General features: G+C 68.9%; 19 protein-coding genes, 2 tRNA genes and 3 pseudogenes. 18 read left to right on the top strand and 6 right to left on the bottom strand.

Annotated features, from left to right (window positions below; genetic code table 11):
- Position 1: 1 nt before the first annotated feature.
- From LRS10_RS20050 to LRS10_RS19995, 12 genes and pseudogenes are all read left to right on the top strand, one after another.
- Entirely contained in the window at positions 2 to 427 is a 426-nt protein-coding gene (locus tag LRS10_RS20050; protein ID WP_257838779.1) for a DUF2948 family protein, read from the top strand.
- 41 nt (positions 428 to 468) lie between these two features.
- Positions 469 to 1760, top strand: a pseudogene (gene hisD, locus LRS10_RS20045) (histidinol dehydrogenase).
- Between the two features lie 108 nt (positions 1761 to 1868).
- Positions 1869 to 2444: an SH3 domain-containing protein gene (locus LRS10_RS20040; protein WP_257838778.1), complete on the top strand. Its 576-nt coding sequence runs from the start codon at positions 1869 to 1871 to the stop codon at positions 2442 to 2444.
- 138 nt (positions 2445 to 2582) lie between these two features.
- Entirely contained in the window at positions 2583 to 3062 is a 480-nt protein-coding gene (locus tag LRS10_RS20035; RefSeq protein ID WP_257838777.1) for a UPF0262 family protein, read from the top strand.
- 7 nt (positions 3063 to 3069) lie between these two features.
- Positions 3070 to 3525 (top strand): low molecular weight phosphatase family protein, encoded by a 456-nt coding sequence (locus tag LRS10_RS20030; protein WP_257838776.1) that lies wholly within the window; start codon positions 3070 to 3072, stop codon positions 3523 to 3525.
- A 108-nt stretch (positions 3526 to 3633) separates the two neighbouring features.
- Entirely contained in the window at positions 3634 to 3852 is a 219-nt protein-coding gene (infA, locus tag LRS10_RS20025; RefSeq protein ID WP_257838775.1) for a translation initiation factor IF-1, read from the top strand.
- Positions 3853 to 3872: 20 nt separating this feature from the next.
- A pseudogene (locus tag LRS10_RS20020) lies at positions 3873 to 4461 on the top strand (nucleoside triphosphate pyrophosphatase).
- Complete coding sequence (locus LRS10_RS20015; protein WP_257838774.1) at positions 4458 to 5498, top strand: ribonuclease E/G; 1041 nt, start codon at positions 4458 to 4460, stop codon at positions 5496 to 5498. The pseudogene LRS10_RS20020 and the gene LRS10_RS20015 overlap by 4 nt, the downstream one beginning before the upstream one ends.
- Positions 5495 to 5665 carry a DNA gyrase inhibitor YacG gene (locus tag LRS10_RS20010; protein WP_257838773.1) on the top strand — a complete coding sequence of 57 codons (171 nt, stop codon included), beginning with the start codon at positions 5495 to 5497 and terminating at the stop codon, positions 5663 to 5665. Before LRS10_RS20015 ends, LRS10_RS20010 begins: the two co-directional genes overlap by 4 nt.
- A gap of 85 nt (positions 5666 to 5750) precedes the next feature.
- Positions 5751 to 5826, top strand: a tRNA-Phe gene (locus tag LRS10_RS20005).
- A gap of 465 nt (positions 5827 to 6291) precedes the next feature.
- Entirely contained in the window at positions 6292 to 7176 is an 885-nt protein-coding gene (gene exbB, locus LRS10_RS20000) for a tonB-system energizer ExbB (RefSeq protein ID WP_257838772.1), read from the top strand.
- A gap of 5 nt (positions 7177 to 7181) precedes the next feature.
- Positions 7182 to 7614: pseudogene (locus tag LRS10_RS19995) on the top strand (ExbD/TolR family protein).
- A 22-nt stretch (positions 7615 to 7636) separates the two neighbouring features.
- On the opposite strand, the gene LRS10_RS24605 reads toward LRS10_RS19995, so the two are convergent.
- Positions 7637 to 7939 carry a hypothetical protein gene (locus tag LRS10_RS24605; protein ID WP_308237990.1) on the bottom strand — a complete coding sequence of 101 codons (303 nt, stop codon included), beginning with the start codon at positions 7937 to 7939 and terminating at the stop codon, positions 7637 to 7639.
- On the opposite strand from LRS10_RS24605, the gene LRS10_RS24600 reads away from it, so the two are divergent.
- Positions 7929 to 8333 (top strand): energy transducer TonB, encoded by a 405-nt coding sequence (locus LRS10_RS24600; protein WP_308237989.1) that lies wholly within the window; start codon positions 7929 to 7931, stop codon positions 8331 to 8333. The two genes, LRS10_RS24605 and LRS10_RS24600, sit on opposite strands and share 11 nt — an antisense overlap.
- A gap of 63 nt (positions 8334 to 8396) precedes the next feature.
- Here the strand turns inward: LRS10_RS24600 and LRS10_RS19985 are convergent, their stop codons facing one another.
- The gene (locus tag LRS10_RS19985) at positions 8397 to 9545 is read right to left on the bottom strand and encodes an acyltransferase family protein (RefSeq protein ID WP_257838771.1); all 1149 of its coding nucleotides are present in this window, start codon (positions 9543 to 9545) and stop codon (positions 8397 to 8399) included.
- 605 nt (positions 9546 to 10150) lie between these two features.
- Here LRS10_RS19985 and LRS10_RS19980 point away from each other — a divergent pair.
- The gene (locus LRS10_RS19980; protein WP_257838770.1) at positions 10151 to 10468 is read left to right on the top strand and encodes a LytTR family DNA-binding domain-containing protein; all 318 of its coding nucleotides are present in this window, start codon (positions 10151 to 10153) and stop codon (positions 10466 to 10468) included.
- 41 nt (positions 10469 to 10509) lie between these two features.
- Positions 10510 to 10586: transfer RNA gene (locus tag LRS10_RS19975), tRNA-His, on the top strand.
- Positions 10587 to 11341: 755 nt separating this feature from the next.
- Here LRS10_RS19975 and LRS10_RS19970 read toward each other — a convergent pair.
- Together LRS10_RS19970 and LRS10_RS19965 are read right to left on the bottom strand one after the other, a co-directional pair.
- Positions 11342 to 12400: a phosphotransferase gene (locus LRS10_RS19970; protein ID WP_257838769.1), complete on the bottom strand. Its 1059-nt coding sequence runs from the start codon at positions 12398 to 12400 to the stop codon at positions 11342 to 11344.
- Positions 12400 to 13200, bottom strand: a complete 801-nt coding sequence (locus LRS10_RS19965) for an enoyl-CoA hydratase/isomerase family protein (protein ID WP_257838768.1) — start codon at positions 13198 to 13200, stop codon at positions 12400 to 12402. Before LRS10_RS19965 ends, LRS10_RS19970 begins: the two co-directional genes overlap by 1 nt.
- 150 nt (positions 13201 to 13350) lie before the next feature.
- Here LRS10_RS19965 and LRS10_RS19960 point away from each other — a divergent pair, with 150 nt between their 5' ends.
- The 3 genes from LRS10_RS19960 to LRS10_RS19950 all read left to right on the top strand — a co-directional run bounded on the left by LRS10_RS19960 (position 13351) and on the right by LRS10_RS19950 (position 17232).
- Complete coding sequence (locus tag LRS10_RS19960) at positions 13351 to 14934, top strand: fatty acid--CoA ligase (protein ID WP_257838767.1); 1584 nt, start codon at positions 13351 to 13353, stop codon at positions 14932 to 14934.
- 97 nt (positions 14935 to 15031) lie between these two features.
- Complete coding sequence (locus LRS10_RS19955) at positions 15032 to 16534, top strand: NAD(P)/FAD-dependent oxidoreductase (protein ID WP_257838766.1); 1503 nt, start codon at positions 15032 to 15034, stop codon at positions 16532 to 16534.
- A 218-nt stretch (positions 16535 to 16752) separates the two neighbouring features.
- Positions 16753 to 17232 carry an Lrp/AsnC family transcriptional regulator gene (locus LRS10_RS19950; RefSeq protein WP_257838765.1) on the top strand — a complete coding sequence of 160 codons (480 nt, stop codon included), beginning with the start codon at positions 16753 to 16755 and terminating at the stop codon, positions 17230 to 17232.
- Positions 17233 to 17250: 18 nt separating this feature from the next.
- Here LRS10_RS19950 and LRS10_RS19945 read toward each other — a convergent pair whose 3' ends face one another.
- Both LRS10_RS19945 and LRS10_RS25355 read right to left on the bottom strand, forming a co-directional pair.
- Positions 17251 to 17565 (bottom strand): cupin domain-containing protein, encoded by a 315-nt coding sequence (locus LRS10_RS19945; protein WP_257838764.1) that lies wholly within the window; start codon positions 17563 to 17565, stop codon positions 17251 to 17253.
- Complete coding sequence (locus tag LRS10_RS25355) at positions 17553 to 17825, bottom strand: helix-turn-helix domain-containing protein (RefSeq protein WP_374571045.1); 273 nt, start codon at positions 17823 to 17825, stop codon at positions 17553 to 17555. The genes LRS10_RS19945 and LRS10_RS25355 overlap by 13 nt, the downstream gene beginning before the upstream one ends.
- Between the last annotated feature and the right edge of the window lie 253 nt (positions 17826 to 18078).

The following is an 18078-nucleotide window of genomic DNA, read 5'->3' as shown; positions in this document are numbered from 1 at the left end:
CATGGCCGACGCCGCGCCGCTCCGGCTCCTCGCCCAAGACGCCGACGACCTCGCCATCATCTCCGCGGCCCTGCAGGACGCCGTCGCCAAGATCGGTGACATCAGCTTCGAGCCGAAGGCTCGCCTGTTGACGGTCGCCTTCAACCGCTACCGGTGGGAAGCGGGGACGCGTCAGCGCGTGCGCGCCGCCTTGCAGCTGGGCTGCGTGCTCAAGGTGCAGGCGCGCAACGTTCGCCGCGACCGCCCCGATGCGGTCGTGGAGCTGCTTGCGCTGACGTTCGAGCCCGGCGACGCGCCCGGCGGGGCCGTGACCCTGAGTTTCGCGGGCGGCGGCGACCTTCGGGCCGAGGTGGAGTGCGTCGACGCCGTGCTGGCGGACGTCTCCGAGCCCTGGCCAACGCCGCGCACCCCCGGCCACGAGGCCTGACGCCGTAGCCTCGCGGCGCGCAGGCCGCTAAGAAGCGCGCCATGCGCCGTTTCACCTTCACAGACCCGGATTTCCAGGCCGTCTTCGCAGCCTTCGTGGCCGAGCGCCGCGAGACGCCGGAAGAGGTTGATGCGGTTGTGCGCGATGTGCTGGCCGCCGTCCGCGCGGAGGGCTTGCCGGCGTTGCTGCGTTTCGCCCGCGACTTCGACCGGGTCGAACTCACGGAGGCGACCCTCCGGGTCAGCGCCGATGAGATCGCCCAGGGCGCCGCGGCCTGCTCGCCGGAGGTGCGCGAGGCCATCGCCTTCGCCGCCGCCCGCATCCGCAGCTACCATGAGCGCCAACGCCCGGCGAACCAGCGCTTCACCGACGACGCCGGCGTCGAACTCGGCTGGCGCTGGACGCCCCTGGACGCCGTCGGCGTTTACGTGCCCGGCGGCCGGGCCGCCTACCCCTCGACCGTGCTGATGAACGCCGTGCCCGCCTCGGCGGCGGGGGGTCGGCCGCATCGCCATGGTGACGCCGCCCGGGCGCCTGCAACCGGCGGTGCTCGCGGCCGCCCAGGCCGCGGGGGTCACCGAGATCTGGCGTGTCGGCGGCGCCCAGGCCGTCGCTGCGCTGGCCTATGGCGCGGGTCCGATCCGCCCGGTCGACAAGATCGTGGGCCCCGGCAACGCCTTCGTCACCGCCGCCAAGCGTCGGGTCTACGGCGTGGTCGGCATCGACGCCTTGGCCGGCCCGTCCGAGATCGTGGTCGTCGCCGACGGCGCCAACGATCCCCAGTGGATCGCCGCTGACCTGCTGTCGCAGGCCGAGCACGATCCGGCCGCCCAGTCCATCCTCATCACCGACGATGTCACATTCGCCGAAGCGGTGACGGCGGCGATCGAGACCCAGCTCGCCTCTCTGGCGACGGGGGAAGATGCACGCGCCAGCTGGCGTGACCATGGAGCGGTGGTGATCGCGCCGCTGGAAGAGGCGCCCGCCCTCGTCGACCTCATCGCCCCCGAGCACGTGGAGTTCGCGGTCGAGGCCCCCGAGCGCCTGGCCGATCGCGTGCGTCACGCCGGCGCGATCTTCCTCGGTCGTTATGCGCCTGAGGCCATCGGCGACTATGTGGCCGGCTCCAACCATGTGCTGCCGACCAGCCGCGCGGCCCGCTTCTCGTCGGGACTCTCGCTCTATGACTTCCTCAAGCGCACCTCGATCGTGAAGTGCGACGCACGGTCGTTCGCCGCGCTTGCCCCCCGCGACCGTCGCCTTGGCTGAGGCCGAAGGCCTGCCGGCGCATGCGCGCTCGGCCTCGATCCGCCTGACCCCGTCCCGAAGCTGAACGGCCGTTCGGAAAGCTGAACAGTGGCTGTCTAACCGGCTCGAAGGCCGTTCAGGCAGAGCTTCGTAACTTCGCATCATCGATCAACGCGAAGGACGGAGAAGACCTATGCGTAACGTGATGAAGACCTCGATCGGCGGCGGCGCGGCCGCGGCCCTGCTGGCGGGCGTCCTGGCCCTGGGCGGCGCCACGACCGCGAGCGCCGGCGTCACCGGTTGCTCAGCGTCCGGCGGCAAGCAGGAGGTCGGCGCGGTGCTTGGCGCCGTCGTTGGCGGCCTGGTCGGCAACAAGGTGGGCGGCCGCCAGCCCGGCCTGGAAACCGTGGTCGGCGCCGGCGTCGGGGCGGCCGCGGGCTCGGCCATCGGTTGCGAGATGCAGAAGGACCGCGTCGAGAACCGCGGGACGTACACCCGGGGCGGCTATCGCCTGTCGTCGGACATCGCGCCGGCCGCCTACAGCCGCATCGGCCAGACCTTCGTGGCGACCGACGGCGTGAACGTCCGGGCGGCGCCCACCACCAGTTCGGCGCGGGTGGGCCGCCTGCGGGCCGGCGAGCGGTTCGAGGCCCTGGCCCACGTCCGCGGGACGGACTGGATCCTGGTGGGGCAGGGCGGCGTCGGCGTCGGCTACGTCCGGGACGACTTCGTCCGCCCCGAGGGCCGCCGGTACGCTCGCGGCTACTAGGGCTCCACGCCAGCGATTCGACGCCCGGCGCTCCGCGCGCCGGGCGTTTTCTGTAGCTGGTTCGCCGTTGTGTGCAGGTGGGGATGACGCGGCCCCCCGGTTTGCAATAAAGCTCGCGCGATCCTCCGCCCGGACCACATGGCCGACGACGCGCGCAACAAGCACCGCCTGCAGAGCGTGGAGCTCGACGAAGAGTCGCTCGCGGCGGTTTCGCGCGACCAGGAGCAGGAGCGCCAGATCGCGATCTTCGATCTGCTGGAGGAGAACTACTTCGCGCCCGAAGGCGCCGAAGGAGGGCCCTACGACCTGCGTATGGGGCTGGTGGAGAATCGGCTGGTGCTGGACGTCCGCGGTCCGTCGTACGAGCGGCGCCACATCCTCTCGCTGTCGCCGTTCCGCGGCCTGATCCGCGACTATTTCATGATCTGTGAGAGCTACTACCAGGCCATCCGCAACTCGACCCCCCAGCAGATCGAGGCCTTGGACATGGGACGGCGTGGCCTCCACAACGAGGCTTCCGAGCTCCTTCGCACCCGATTGGCCGGCAAGGTCGACACCGATCTCGACACGGCGCGCCGGCTTTTCACCCTGATCTGCGCCCTCCACTGGCGGGGTTGAGCCGGACATGACGGACGAGACCCGCCGGCTGCCGGACGCCGTGCTCTTCGCCTGCAATCTCAACCGGGTCCGATCGCCTATGGCGGAGGCCCTGCTGAAGCGCCTCGTCGGAGACCGGGTGTTCGTCGACAGTTGCGGACTGCGTGCGCCGACGGACGAGGCGGGGGCGGGCGTCGACCCTCTCGCGGCGACGGTGATGGCCGAGCTTGGCTGCGACCTGTCGGGTCACAGCGCCAAGACGTTCGACACGCTCAACGACGATTCCTTCGATCTGGTGATCTCACTCACGCCGGAAGCCCAGCACCGCGCTGTCGAGATGGCGCGCGGCCGCGCCGCCGAGATCGAGTACTGGCCGGTCCAGGATCCCACCCTGCATGAGGGCTCCCGCGAGGCCCGGCTGGAGGCCTATCGGCACGTCCGGGACGCGCTCGCCATTCGCATCGCTCAACGCTTCGGAAGCTGAGCGTGCGGAGAATCGACCTCGCGCGGCGACCTGCGTTATAATCGCTTGGAGATTCCGGCTCGCAGCCCTCAGGCGCGAGCCGTCGTTTTATCGCGGTCAGGAGCCCGCATGGCGAAAGAAGAATTGTTGGAGTTCCCCGGCACCGTCAGTGAGGTGCTGCCCAACGCGATGTTCCGCGTAAAGCTTGAGAACGACCACGAAATCATTGCACACACGGCCGGCAAGATGCGCAAGAACCGCATCCGTGTTTCAGCGGGCGACAAGGTGCTGGTGGAAATGACGCCCTACGACCTTTCCAAGGGCCGCATCACCTTCCGCGTCCGCTGACGAACGCCGGAGACGACGCCTTGCCGCCCGCGCCGCAGCGCCTCGTTCTCGCGTCTGCGAGCCCCCGGCGGCTCGATCTCCTGCGCCAGATCGGCCTTGAGCCCGACGCGATCGACGCCGCCGAGCTCGACGAAACCCCCCGATCCGACGAGACGCCGCGGCGGCTGGCGCTGCGCCTCGCCCATGCCAAGGGCGCGGCTGTCGCCGCCCGCCATTCCGGCGCTTTCGTCCTCGCAGCTGACACCGTCGTGGCCGTCCGGGCGTCGCGTGCTGCCTAAGGCCGAGAACGAAGCAGAGGTCCGCGCCTGCCTGACCCTGCTCTCCGGGCGGGCGCATCGCGTCCTGACGGGTGTGGCGGTGATCTCGCCGCAAGGTCGCCTGGCGGCCCGCCTCGTGGAAAGCCGCGTGCGCTTCAAGCGGCTGTCGCCATCCGACGCCGACAGCTACGTCCGGTCTGGTGAAGGCCTGGGCAAGGCGGGCGGCTATGCCATCCAAGGGCGCGCAGGCGCCTTCGTGGTGACGCTCCAGGGCTCCTATTCGGGGGTCGTCGGGCTCCCGCTCTATGAAGTCGGCTGCCTGCTCGCCGGCCAGGGATTCCGTCTGCCATGAGCGTCCGTCGACTTTATCTGGATCGCGGCGTCGGCGAGATCCGCGGCGTCGTCACCCTGGACGGTCAGCCGGAGCGTCTGATCCTCCGCCGCGATGACGACGACCCCCGCCTCTTGCTGGGGGCCCGGCTGGCGGCGCGCGTCGAGTCCGTGGAACCGGCGCTGAACACCGCCTTCCTGGACCTCGGCGGCGGGGCCGAGGCCATTCTGCCCTTCAAATCCGATGCGCGCCCGATCCGCGGCAGCCTGGTGGAGGTCGAGCTGCGCAGCGAGCCGCGCCGCGGCAAGCTGGCGGTGGCGCGTTTGATCGGTGAGGCGGACGGGGCCCCCAGGATCCTGCAATCCGCGCCGGACGCGCCCGAACAGCTCCGCGCCGCCGCCCGTGACGCCGCTATTGTCGAAGGCCGTGAAGCCCGTGAGATGGCCGACGAGGCCGAGGCCGAGGCGCTCGAGATCCTCCATCCGCTTCCGGGCGGCGGCACGCTCGCCATCGAACCCACCCGCGCCTTGACGGCCATCGACGTCGACCTGGGCGAGCGAAAGGGCGGCGACGCCAAGCGCGTGACACGCCAGGCGAACATGGCCGCGTTGAGGGAATCGGCCCGGCTGCTGCGCCTCAAGGGCCTGGGTGGGATCGTGGTCCTGGATCTGGTGGGGCGCGGCCACGACGGCAATGCGCTGCTGACGGCGGCGCGGGCGGCCTTTGGCCCGGACAATCCGGGGGTGTCGATCGGACCAGTGGGTCGTTTCGGCACCATGGAGATCTCGCTGCCCCGTCGCGGGCGCCCTTTGCTTGAGCAGCTTTGCCGAGCGGACGGGGCGTTGTCGGATCGCACGCTCGCTCAGCGCCTCATCCGCCGACTGCAGGCTGAGGGCGAGGCTCAGCCGGGCGCACGCCTGGTCGCGACCTGTGTTCCCGACGTCGCCGCGGCCGCGGCCCCGCTGCTCGGCCAGCTCGTGGGGCGGATGGGCGCACGTTTCTCGCTGGCCGAAGACGGTGGCCGTGCGAGGGACCGCATCGACGTGGCGGCGGCATGAGCAGGCCCGGTTGCCCGATCTGCGGCAAACCCGCCGATCCCGCCTACAGGCCCTTCTGCTCCAGGCGCTGCGCCGACGTCGACCTGCAGCGCTGGCTGGCGGGCGTCTACGCGGTCCCGGCGCACGGCGATGAAGCCGGGTCGGGCGACGAATCCGGAGACGAGTGACGCGGGTGCGAAATGTCTGCGCGGGCTCGCTGGACTTCCCGGATCTGCTCTTCTATAGACGCGGCTCCCGCGACGGCGGCCCTGTGCCTGGGTAGCTCAGTTGGTAGAGCAGCGGATTGAAAATCCGCGTGTCGGTGGTTCGAATCCGCCCCCAGGCACCACTTCTCCGAAAGCCGCCGCGCACCTCGTTCCCAGACCCTAGTTCATCGACTTGCTGCATTGCAGCAACGCAGAGCGCTGTTTGGTGGTGAAGTCGCAGGCGGACGGAGATTGCTTAGTGTGCAGCGCACAATTGTAGCGCCTGACACAATAATTTCGCGGTCCGGCGCAAGCTTCTGCCCCTTGACGCCTCGATAAGGGGTTGTCAAAGGACCCAAGCCGCACGTCTAACAAAGCGGTAAGACTTCGGTTTCCTCGCGGGGAGTTCGAAGTCGCCCGCCTTCGAAACGCCAAGTCCCACGTGAGTTGGGAGTACGCGTTCGGGTCGGGCGCAGCGACAGCGGCTCTGGGGTCCCAATCGGCTTAAGGCAGGCGGGGGGCGCCGGGCATGTTCAACTAGGGTGGAGACGCTCTCGCGCGACGACCCTCCGGCCAATCGTGCTAGACCAACCAGGAACTGGCGACAGATGCTCGACAACAAACTGAAGACTCCTTTCATCGCTCTCGTCGGCGCCGTTGCGCTGATGGCGAGCGCGCCGGCGTTCGCCCAGGACGCCGCCCCGGCCGCGCCTGCCGCCGCCGAATCCACTGCGGCCCCGGCCGCGGCTCCCGCCGACGGCGCGGCTGGCCCGGAATCGGCCGACCCGCCGACCATGAAGCACGCTGGCAAGCTGAACGTCGGCACGATGTTCATGGACGCCGACCCGGTCGTTAAGGTCATCATGATCGGCCTGGCCCTGGCCTCGGTGTTCACCTGGACCCTGCTGCTGACCAAGTCGCTTGAGTTCCGCGCGCTGAACCGCGTGACCGACAACTTCCTCGAAAACTTCCGCGGCGCGAAGTCGATCAACGACATGAACCGCATCGCGATGTCGGAAGAATTCGACGGCAACCCGCTGGCCGACATGGCCGCCGCCGCCGCCCAGGAAATCGAACTGTCGCGTCAGGCCGGCCTGCAGATCACGGGCGAGCACCGCGACAGCACCATCTACCGTGCGCAAGCGGCGGTCGGCGCCGTTCAGGCCTCGCTGGCTCGTCGCCTTTCGGGCGGCATGCAGTTCCTGGCCTCGGTCGGTTCGAACGGTCCGTTCATCGGTCTGTTCGGTACGGTGTACGGCATCATGAACTCGTTCATCGGCATCGCGAACACCAACACGACCAACCTGGCCGTCGTGGCGCCCGGCATCGCCGAAGCGCTGCTCGCCACCGGTCTGGGCCTCTTCGCCGCCATCCCGTCGGTTATCTTCTACAACTACTTCCAGACGCGGATTTCGGCCTACGGCGCTCGTTCGGAAGGCTTCGTCGCGGAACTGATGAACGCGATCTCGCGTCAGCTCGACAAGGGAGCCTAACCTAGATGGCCGCCAAACTCTCGAGTTCCGGGGGCGGACCGCTATCAGGAAGATCAGAACGCCGACATCAATGTCACGCCCTTCGTGGATGTGATGCTGGTTCTTCTGATCATCTTCATGGTGGCCGCGCCTATGGCGGCCGTGACGGTCAAGGTGGCCCTGCCGCCCGCCGTCGCACCGCCGGGCACGAACCCGCCGAAGCCGGTTTACATCTCGATCCAGCCCAACGGCGGGATCTTCATCCAGGACTTCCGGACGGACCTGTCCACCCTGGGCGACGATCTGCGGACGCAGCTGGGCGGTACGCGCAATCCGACGAAGGAACGGATCTTCATCCGAGCCGACAAGGATGTGTTCTACGGCGACTTCATGGGCGTGATGAACATGCTGCAGGACAACGGGTTCTACAGCGTGGCCCTCGTCGGCGAAGATCAGTAGGTGGTGACCCATGGCTGAGACATCACCTCATGAAGTCACCCACATCCGGCACAACCCGTTCGATGATCCGAAGCCCAAGCGCAGCAAGGGTGTAACGGTCGCGATCGCGGTTTCGGTCGCGGTGCACGCGGCTCTGGGCGTCTACCTCTGGAAGACGCGCTTCGAGCCGAAGTACAAGGAGTACTCGGACGAGGTCACGGATGTGGCGCTGATCAAGCCAGTGCCGCCGCCGCCGCCCCCCGCCGCCGCCTCCGCCGCCGCCGAACACGCCGCCGCCGCCGCCGCCGAAGCTGCAGCCGAGGCCGCCGGTCGCCGTGCCGGACATCCCTTCGATCCCGCCTCTGCCGGTTCCGCCGGTCGAGCGCCGGATCGAGACGCCCGAGCCGCCGCGCGCCCCGCCGCCGGAGCCGCCGCGTCCGTCGGTGATCACCAACCCCGACTGGCAACGTCGCCCGTCGGCCGAGGACCTGGCCCGGTACTATCCGGACCGCGCCTCGCGGATGGAGGTCTCCGGCAGCGCGACCATCAGCTGCACCGTGAACGCTCGCGGTACGCTGGAAGGCTGCTCTGTCGTGTCGGAAACGCCGGCCGACATGGGCTTCGGCGACGCCGCGATGCGTATGAGCCGCCTCTTCAAGATGCGGCCCCAGACGCGGGACGGTCAGCCGGTCGACGGTGGCACGGTGCGGATCCCGATCCGCTTCACGCTTCCGGACTAGGCTTGAAGCCAAGACCGACAAGAGCCCCGGTCGCGAAAGCGACCGGGGCTTTTTCTTTGCCCGCTATTCGGCCGGGGCGGGGGCCACGCGCCACGTCGTCGCCCGGGGCTTCAGCCCGAGCGGCAGGCGTAGCCAAGGCGTCGCCCGCGCCAAACCGTAGGTGGCGAGGCAGGCGGCGACGGTGATCGCCAGGATGATCGACGCCTCTGATAGAAGCGGGAGGCCGAGAGGCTTCAGAAGGTGGCCCGCCAGCACGATCGCCGTCTGGTGGGCGATGTAGAACGGGAAGACCGCCTCATTGAGCGTCGACAGGGTCGGCGATCCCGCGCGGATGTAGCGGCGGGCGAAGCCGAACAGTGTGCAGATGACCATCCAGGCGTAGGCTTCACGCAGGAACGAGAACGCAGCGCCTGGCCAGCCGGGGGAGCTCTCCACCCCAAGGCGCGCCAGCGGCAGGCCGATCGCGACGCATAGCGCCGCCGCGGCGAGCGTTCCAAGCCGGGCGCGAGCGAGGCGGTCCCACACGCTCTGCTGAGGCGCCAGCAACACGCCGAGGACGAAGGCGGTCCCGTACTGCAGATGCCCGTAGGCGTCGGCGAAGACGATGTGCGTCTCGCCCCAGGTGCGGCCCGCCGAGGCGAGGTAGGCGCCAAACGCGAGGATGGGGAGCACGAAGAGCCCCCAGCCGCCGAGCAGGCGCTCCGCAATGCGGTCGAGGCGCGGCAGCCACGGCGACGCCGCGGCCAGAACGACGGTGTAGACCCACAGATAGGCTACAAACCACAGGTGGTTGTAGGTCGGCAGGATGATCCCGAAGCTCTGATCGAAGGCCAGATACCGGGGCCAGAAGTCGAAGAAGCTGCCGGCGTAACCGTTCTTCTCGACCACCTCCGCCCAACTCTGCGGGGCCACCACCACCAGCATGCCAAAGACGAGCGGGATCAACAGACGTTGCGACCGCTGGGCCGCGAGCTGGCCGCCGGTGAGCTTCCCGAGCATGAACCGCGTGGCGGCGCCCGAGATGACGAACAGCAGCGTCAGGCGCCAGGGATTGAGCAGCCCCATCGGCGTTTCCAGGGCCGGGACGATATGGGCGCTCTTCACGTGCCAGTCCCAGGGCACGTAGAACATGCCGAGATGGTAGAAGATCAGCAGGAGGAAGGCGCCGACGCGCAAGGCGTCGAGGTCATGCCTGCGGGACGAGGCGGACATCTTGGGGGCTCCAGGTTTGAACCCGAAAGCTGATGCAGCGAGGGCGGGCGGGCGCCGCCAGCGCCGTGGTTCGTCCGGCGGCGCGGCTGTGACGGCTGGCGAGAGGCCAGGGACGAACGGTGGGCTGGCGGGGATGAGCGGGCGCCGGCGCGACGCACTGTTCCTGTGCGCCGTCCTGGCGGTCGGCGCGGCGATCGTGGTGGTGGACGCGTTTTCCGTCACCCACGACCTCGCGGAGGCAGGGCGTCCGATCCCGCTCTGGGAGCCGCTGGTCTGGGAATCCACCAGCGTCTTGATGCTGCTCGCCCTGACGCCGGCGCTGCAGGCGCTGACCCGCAGGGCGGAGCCGCTGCGGGCTCCCTGGAAGGTGGTGGTCCCAGTCCACCTGCTGGCGGCGCTGGCCTTCTCGCTTGCCCACATTACCGGGATGGGCCTGCTGCGTTGGGCGATCTACGCGGGGGTCGGCAGGTTTTATCCCCCCTTCGGCCCGCTCGCCGAGTTCCTCTACGAGTTCCGCAAGGATGTGCTCGTCTATGTCGCGATGGTGGCGCTTTACGCCCTGTGGCTTCGGCTGGCGGCCGCGGCTCAGCCAACCCGGGGGGCCAATGTCGGTGCTGGAGGTCCGGGACGGGGCAAAACGGGTCTTCCTGCCTCTTGCCGAGGTCACGTTCGTCGAGGCGGCGGGGAATTATGTGGAGTTGCACAGGGCCGGGGAGGCGGTGCTGCACCGGGCGGCGCTGGCGGATCTCGAACAGGAGCTCGCCGACGTGGGCTTTGTACGCATCCACCGCTCACGCCTCGTGCGCCGCGACGCCATAGCTCAGGTGGAGTCCAAGTCGTCGGGCGACTTCACGGTGCGGCTGGCCGACGGTCGCGAACTGGCCGGGTCACGCCGCTACAGGCGGCCGTTGCTGAAGCCTTGATCCGGCCGCCCGGCGCGACTAGAACAGCGCCCTCGCGTCGGGCCGCCCTAGCTCAGTTGGTTAGAGCGCCAGATTGTGGCTCTGGAGGTCTCCCGTTCGATCCGGGAGGGCGGTACCATCGCGAGACCTGGAAAGGACCCGGCAAGCGCCCGGTCCTTTTTCGTGATAGCGGCGGCTTCATGCGTCGTCTCCATTCCCAGACGCGCTGCAGCGCCTGATGTCGGTAAATCGGCGAGCTCCGGGTTGAATTTGCTGTCGAGCGGCAGTGTGCTGGTAAGATCTTTCACCAGGCTTGGTCGAGAAATTGCCCGCTCGGGATGGTCTCGGCAGCTGGACGGTCGTGCGCCCGAAATGTCCCGTTCGGGATATTCTTTTGACTGGCGGGCCAGGGGTGACGCGAATTACCCGAACGGGTAACTCTCATGATCACCTCAACAGAGATTGGGCTTGCGGTTCGCGAGGCCAGGCGCGCCATGGGGCTGCGCCAGCCCGAACTCGCGGCGGCCGCCGGGGTGGGGCTACGCTTCATTGTCGAACTTGAACGCGGAAACCCTCCGTACAGCTCGACCGTGTCTTAGCTGTCCTCCAGGTCTTGGGCCTGAACCTGCAGGTCATCCGACGTGGCGGCGGGGTGCAAGAGACGCCAGCGCCGTGATCGAGGATCTGGACGTCTCGTGGGACGGCGACCTAGCCGGCGTGAGGCGCCGTGAGCGCGCGGACGTAAGGCGCCCCCGCCCGGCGGGCCTTCTACACAGGGTGTTCCACAGGCGGTCAGGAGGGCCTGATCGAGGCGATGTGCTATCCCAGGACTGCGACGGTGTCCCGGCCGTCCGCGCCCGAGGCGCCGGGCGTGCTCTGCCGCACCCCGCGCCCCTAGCTGGCGGCGCCGGTCTCCAGGATGTCCAGGGCCTGTTCGGCCAGAGCCGGGGCGCCATTTTCCGCCGGGCGGTCGCTCGCCACATTGCCCGCCAGCACGCGCCGGTAGACGCCCTGCGAGATGGACGCCAACCGGAACACGGCGAAGGCCACGTAGAAGCTCCAGTCCTCGATCTCGGCTCGCCCGGTGCGGGCGCAGTAGGCGGCGACGTACTCAGCTTCGGTCGGGATGCCGCTCGCGGCGAAGTCGACGCCGTCCAGGCTGCCCCAGCCCGGCGCATGCGACCGCCACAGGAAGGCGTTGTAGCCGAGGTCGGCCAGCGGATGCCCCAGCGTCGAGAGTTCCCAGTCCAGAACCGCGATCAGCTGCGGCTCGGTGGGGTGGAACATGACGTTCTCCAGGCGGTAGTCGCCATGGGCGATCGCGACCTTGTCGTCCTTGGGGATCCGTGCGGGCAGCCGCTCGATCAGCGCCTCCATGGCCGGGACGTGCTCGGTCTCCGCGTCGCGGTACTGGCGCGTCCAGCGGGCGACCTGGCGCTGGAAGTAGTTCCCGGGCCGGCCGTAGTCACCCAGGCCGACAGCCCCGGGATCGATCTGGTGCAGCCGCGCGAGCGTCGCGTTCAACTGGTCGTAGATCGCTGCGCGTTCGGCGGGCTCGAGACCCGGCAGCGTGGCGTCCCGGAAGATCCGCCCCTCCAGATAGTCCATGACGTAGAACGCCGAGCCGATGACCGCGGCGTCCTCGCACAGCACGCGCATGACGGGGACCGGCACATGACCTCGCAGCGCCTTCATCACCCGGTGCTCGCGGTCGACCTGGTGCGCGCTGGCCAGCAACTCGCCCGGCGGCTTCTTGCGCAGGACGAAGCGGCGGAGCCCATCTGGACCCTCGGTGCTGAGCAGGAACGTCGGGTTCGAGGCGCCGCCCTGGAACTGGCGGACCTCCAGATTGGGGCCGAGCTCCGGGAGGTGCGGCTTCAGGAAGGCGTAGAGCGCCGCCTCGTCGAAGCGATGTTGCGGGCGAACGTCCTGGACGGGCGGTTCGGTGGTCATCAGCGCCCCGTGAACACGGCGGGTCGCTTCTCTAGGAAGCTGGCCACGCCTTCCTTGTGGTCCTCGGTCTGGAACAGCCGGCGGATCGTGTCGATGGCCCAGCTGCCGATCTCCTCCGGATCCCCGTACGCTGCCCGCTTCAGGCCGAGCTTCATGTAGCGCAGCGCCACCGGAGGATTGGCGGCGATGCGGGCGGCCAAGGCCAAAGCGGCGTCCATCAGCTGCTCATGCGGCACGACCTGCGTGACCAGACCGATCCGGAGGGCTTCGGCGGCGTCGATGACATCGCCGGTGAACAGGAGCTCGGCGGCCTTGGCAGGGCCGACGATCGCGGGCAGGCGGTAGAAGCCGCCGACGTCGCAGACCAGGCCGCGCTTGATGAACAGCTCGGCGAACTTCGCTCGCTCCGAGGCGATGCGGATGTCTGCGAAGAGCATGATCTCCATGCCCCAGCCCACCGCCGCGCCGTTGACGGCGGCGATCACCGGCCGGTCGCAGTTCAGCGCGGCCATGGCGGCCGGCGTCGGCGGCTGGCGGACGGTGGTCAGCGGCGGCGGCGGCGGCGGCGCCGCGCCCATCATCTCCTTCACGTCCTCGCCGGCGCAGAAGGCGGGGTCGGCGCCGGTGATCACCACGCAGCGGACCTCCGGATCGGCCTGGGCGGCGCGGAAGGCCGCCTCGAACTCCTCGTAGCCGCGGCGGTTCAGGGCGTTGTGCCGTTCGGGTCGGCTCAGGGTGACGATCGCCACGTGGTCGCGGACTTCATAGCGGACGGTCTGGAATTCGCTCGGCGACAGCATCTGGGGGCCTCCGGAAACGAAGGTTGGACGGCGCGGCGAAGTTATAAAGCGTTTTGCTTTTCCCCCAGGTCAGGGCGGCCGCTCGCCGCGCCGTGGGTCTGCGTCCAGCCCCCTTGCCTGACGTGGCGGCGGGCAAGTCAACTCCCGCCTATGGACCAGAACGACTTCGAACAGATGCCGACCCTGGGCGACGTCGCCCGCTACCAGAGCCGCCTGCGAGGATCTGCGATCGCCCTTGAGTTCGAAGGGCGCGAGACGACCTTCGCCGACTTCGATCGTCTGACGAACCGCGTCGCCAACGCACTGATCGCAGCGGGTCTCGAGAAGGGCCAGCGGATCGCCTACGTCGGCAAGAACAGCGACCACTATTTCGAACTGCTGGTCGGCGCGGCGAAGGCCGGGGTGGTCATGACGCCGATCGGCTGGCGTCTGGCGCCGCCCGAAGTCGCCTACATCGTCGAAGACAGCGGGGCGCCGATCGTCTTCGTGGGACCCGAGGTGATGGGCCATGCATCGGAGGTGGCGAACCTGCTGACGCGGGCGCCTCAGGTGATCGCCATGGAGCCCGGCAGCGAGCACCCACTCTACGAAGCCTGGCGCGACGCCGCGCCCGACAACGATCCTGGCATCGCCGTGTCGCCGAAGGACGTGGCGGTGCAGCTCTACACCTCCGGGACGACGGGACGGCCGAAGGGCGTGATGCTGGCCCACGAGAACATCCTGGGCGGGCGGCGCATCGCGGCCGAGGCCCAGATGGACTGGAACACCTGGAGCCCCGATGACATCAGCCTCGTGGCCATGCCGGTCGCGCACATCGGCGGCACGGGCTGGGGGCTGGTCGGGCTGATGAACGGGGCGAAAGGCGTCGTCGCCCGCGAGTTCGACCCGATGAAGGTGCTCGACTACATCGAACGCGACCGCGTCTCGAAGATGTTCATGGTGCCGGCGGCGCTGCAGATCGTCGTGCGCCAGCCGCGGGCCAGAACCGTCGACTTCAGCCGCCTGAAATACATCCTCTACGGCGCCTCGCCGATCCCGCTCGATCTCCTCCGCGAATGCATGGAGGTGTTCGGCTGCGGCTTCGTCCAGCAGTACGGCATGACGGAGACCTGCGGAACGATCGTCTACCTGCCGCCGGAGGATCACGATCCGGCCGGTAATCCGCGCATGCGCGCGGCGGGCGTCCCGATGCCCGGCGTCGAGATCAAGGTGATTGACGCGGAGGGCCGCAGCGTTCCGACGGGGGAAGTGGGGGAGGTCGCGACCCGCTCGATCGCCAACATGGCCGGCTACTGGAAACAGCCCGACGCCACCGCCAACACCATCGACGCCGACGGCTGGCTGCGCACCGGCGACGCCGGCTACCTCGACGCCGACGGGTACCTCTTCATCCACGACAGGGTGAAGGACATGATCATCTCAGGCGCCGAAAACATCTATCCGGCCGAGGTGGAGAGCGCGATCTACGGCCATCCCTCGGTGGCCGAGGTGGCGGTGATCGGCGTGCCTGACGAAAGGTGGGGCGAGGCGGTCAAGGCGGTGGTGGTGGCCAAGCCCGGCGCCGTGATCGACCCGCAGGACGTGATCGCCTTCGCCCGCACCCGCATCGCCGGCTTCAAGGTCCCCAAGAGCGTCGACGTGGTGGACGCCATCCCGCGCAATGCGTCGGGGAAGATCCTGCGCCGCGAACTGCGCGAGCCTTACTGGGCCGGGCGGGACCGCCGCGTGAACTGAAGTTGCGGTGTGAATCCTTGAAAGGTTGTGGCCTATGCTGACGTCGCCTGCACCGAGGCCCGGGCAGGCGTCATCTGCGGGGCGGCCGCGTAGAGCCATGCGCGAGACAGTCGTCGTGATCGGGGCCGGCATCGCCGGCCTTTGCGCCGCGCTCGCGCTTGCGGGCGACGCGCGGCGACTCATCCTCGTGGAGCGGGACGGCCCGCCGCCCGAGGAGGACCCGGACCAGGCCTTCCGCGACTGGAAGCGAACCGGTGTCGGCCATCTGCGGCAGAGCCATGCCTTCCTGGCCCGGCTGCGCACCCTGCTCAAGGCGCACCATCCGAGGCTCCTGGAGGAGCTCGCCCGGAACGGCGTCCGCGAGCTGCCGTTCGAAGGCATGGTCACCGAGCTGCAGCGGCCAACGTACCGGGCGACGCCCGAGGACGCGGAGCTCACCATCCTCACCAGCCGGCGCACCACGCTCGAACTGGTCATGCGGCGTTACGTCGAGCGGCTGCCCAACGTCGAGATCCGCACCGGCTTCTTCGTGCGCCGGCTGCTGATCGATCGGGACGCAAGCGGCCGACTGCGCGTCACCGGCCTAGCGGGCGACGAAGGCGGCCGGACGGCGGAAATCACCGCCGACGTCGTCGTCGACGGTTCGGGCAAGGGCGGCGATCTCGTCGAGCAGCTCCGGTCGGCCGGCGCCGACGTGCCCGAGTTCAGCGAGTCCGCGGGCATCCTCTACTTCACCCGCCACTACCGCCTGAGGCCCGGCAGGACCGAGCCCCCGCGGATCGGAAATCCGCCGACCACGGGCGACCTGGGCTTCCTGAAGTTCGGGGTTTTCCCGGGTGACAACGGCTGCTTCTCGATCACCATGTGCACGCCCGAGATCGAGTACGAGATGCGCAAGGCCATCGTGAACCCCGAGGTCTTCCACCGCATCGCCATGATGCTCCCCGGGCTCCGGCCCTGGGTGAACGAGGCGCAGGCCGAGCCCACCAGCAAGGTGTTCGGCATGGGCGACCTGATCTGCCGTTGGCGCGACCTGGTCGTGGACGGCGAACCCGCGGCGCTCGGCTATTTCGCCATCGGCGACAACATCGCCCGCACCAATCCGCTCTACGGCCGGGGCTGCTCGTTCGCGGCAGTGGCCGCCTGGAGCCTGCGCGAGGTGCTGGATGCGACGCGTGACCCGAAGGCGAGGGCGCTTGCCTATCACGAGGCGATCTGGCGCGAGCTGCGTCCGTTCTTCACGCTCATGCTGAAGCAGGATCGCGCAGCCCTGAGACGGGCGCGGGCCGAGCTGACGCCAGGCTATCGTCCGTCGTTCCGCGGCCGGCTGATGAAGAGTTTCGCCGAGGACGGGGTCGCCATCGCCATCCGGCACGACGTCGACCTGCTCCGCCAGGCCATGCGCGGCTTCCACATGCTGGAGCACCCGGAGGCCTGGCTGAAGAAGCCGGGCAACCTGGCGCGCGTGTTCAAGTACTGGGTCCGCGGCAAGGCGCGCAACGCCGCCGCCTATCCGCCGAAGCCAGGACCCCGGCGGGACGAGATGATGCAGGCGCTGGGGCTGGATCCCGAAGTCGACCGGCTTACCGCGGCGGCCTGACCCCAGCACACTGGCCTGAGCCAGCACAGCGGCGCAGGGGTTTGCCGCCAGTGCAGAAGCCTTCGACACCGGCGGGGGCCAGATCCGGAGTCTGGAGAATGGCGGCCGCGGAACCCCGGCGGCCGGGGGCAAAGTCGTTCTCTAACCAGGACCATTGATGTCCTGGGCAGGATTGAAATTCCGTAGCGCGTCGCGCAGCCTTTGAGTTGGAGGCGACCATGCGACAGTCCGGCTCACGACGACTTTCCGGCAGCGGAGAAGATGCGTTGCGGCGGGTGCTCGCCGGCCGTCGGGAAGGACGGATCCGTGACCTGCCGGACCTGAGCGGTCTAGACGCCCGGGCTGTTCGCAAGCGGCTGTCGGTGATGCGCCACGATGGGACGGCGACGTGGAGCGCGGTCTTCGTCCCCGCCAAGGTCGGGCGCCCGGTCGAAGCGATCAGCTACGTGAAGCTGGCCGATCCGTCCCGGGCCGGCCTTCGACGCTTCGAAGCCTACTGCCACGAGGACGGCGCGGTCGCGACGGCGGCGCTGGTGACTGGCGGCTACGACTACGTCCTGACCGGCTACTTCGCGGATGTCGGAGCTGCGCGGACCTGGCAGCGGGAGCTCAGCCTGCGGCCCGAGGTGGCGCGGGTGCAGCAGAAGATCATCCAGACCCGTTTCGGCCACGCCTTAAGCGGCGCGCCCTGGTTCTGATCGGCCAGCGGCTAGCGGCTAGCGGCTAGCGGCCCGCGCCAGCGGCGCGTCGTCGTTGTGCAACTCCATGAGGGACTCCATCAGGTCCTCCTCGGCGCTGGAGCAGACGCCCAGCACGACCGCCTCGTCGGTGCCTTCGGGCGCCGTGTAGGCGTGGCCCATGGTGCTGTCGATGTAGATGGACTCGCCCGTCTGCAGCACGACAGGGTCGTAGAACTCCGTGTGGATCTCCACCGGCCCCTGGAGCACGTAGATATACTCCTCGCCCTGGTGCCGCACGAGCTCGCCGAATTCCTCGACGCTCTTGGCGCGGATGCGGGTCACCGTGGGCACCATCCGCTTCCGGCGCAGCTCGGGGCACATGTAGTAGTAGTCGTAGTTCGGCGTGTTGACCCGGATTGCGCCGTCGAGCCGGCCGATCGAGCGGCGGGCGGTGATCGAGCCTCCGGCGCCGCGTCCGGTTCGGCGAAGAGCTCCGACATTCGCAGGTTCAGGCGCTGGGACAGCTGCAGAAGCTTGTCGTAGGTGAGGGTGAGCCGGTCATGCTCAACCTTCGAGAGCGTCGACAGCGGGATGCCGGTTCGCTCGCTCATCTCCTTCAGCGTCCAGCCGTTGCGGGACCGCAGGCTGCGAAGAAGGCTACCAAGCGTGGGGTGGCGGGCGGTCAAACGTGGATCCTCTCGCAGGAGCCGCGGCTCCATCCTGATCAGGACAAAGTCCCTCGCGGGCCGATTTTCCGATTCTGCAAAAACCCCACGCGGCGTCCAGCACATTCGCCCGCCGGCGCGCGCGGCGGAACTCAGCCGTGGCCGTTGACAATTCTCTAATGGGGATCACTATCGCCGG

This window comes from Phenylobacterium sp. J426 (assembly GCF_024699945.1).
GTDB lineage: Bacteria > Pseudomonadota > Alphaproteobacteria > Caulobacterales > Caulobacteraceae > Phenylobacterium.
The sequence above is the reverse complement of the archived record's forward strand: the minus strand, read 5'-3'. Positions and strand labels throughout refer to the sequence as shown.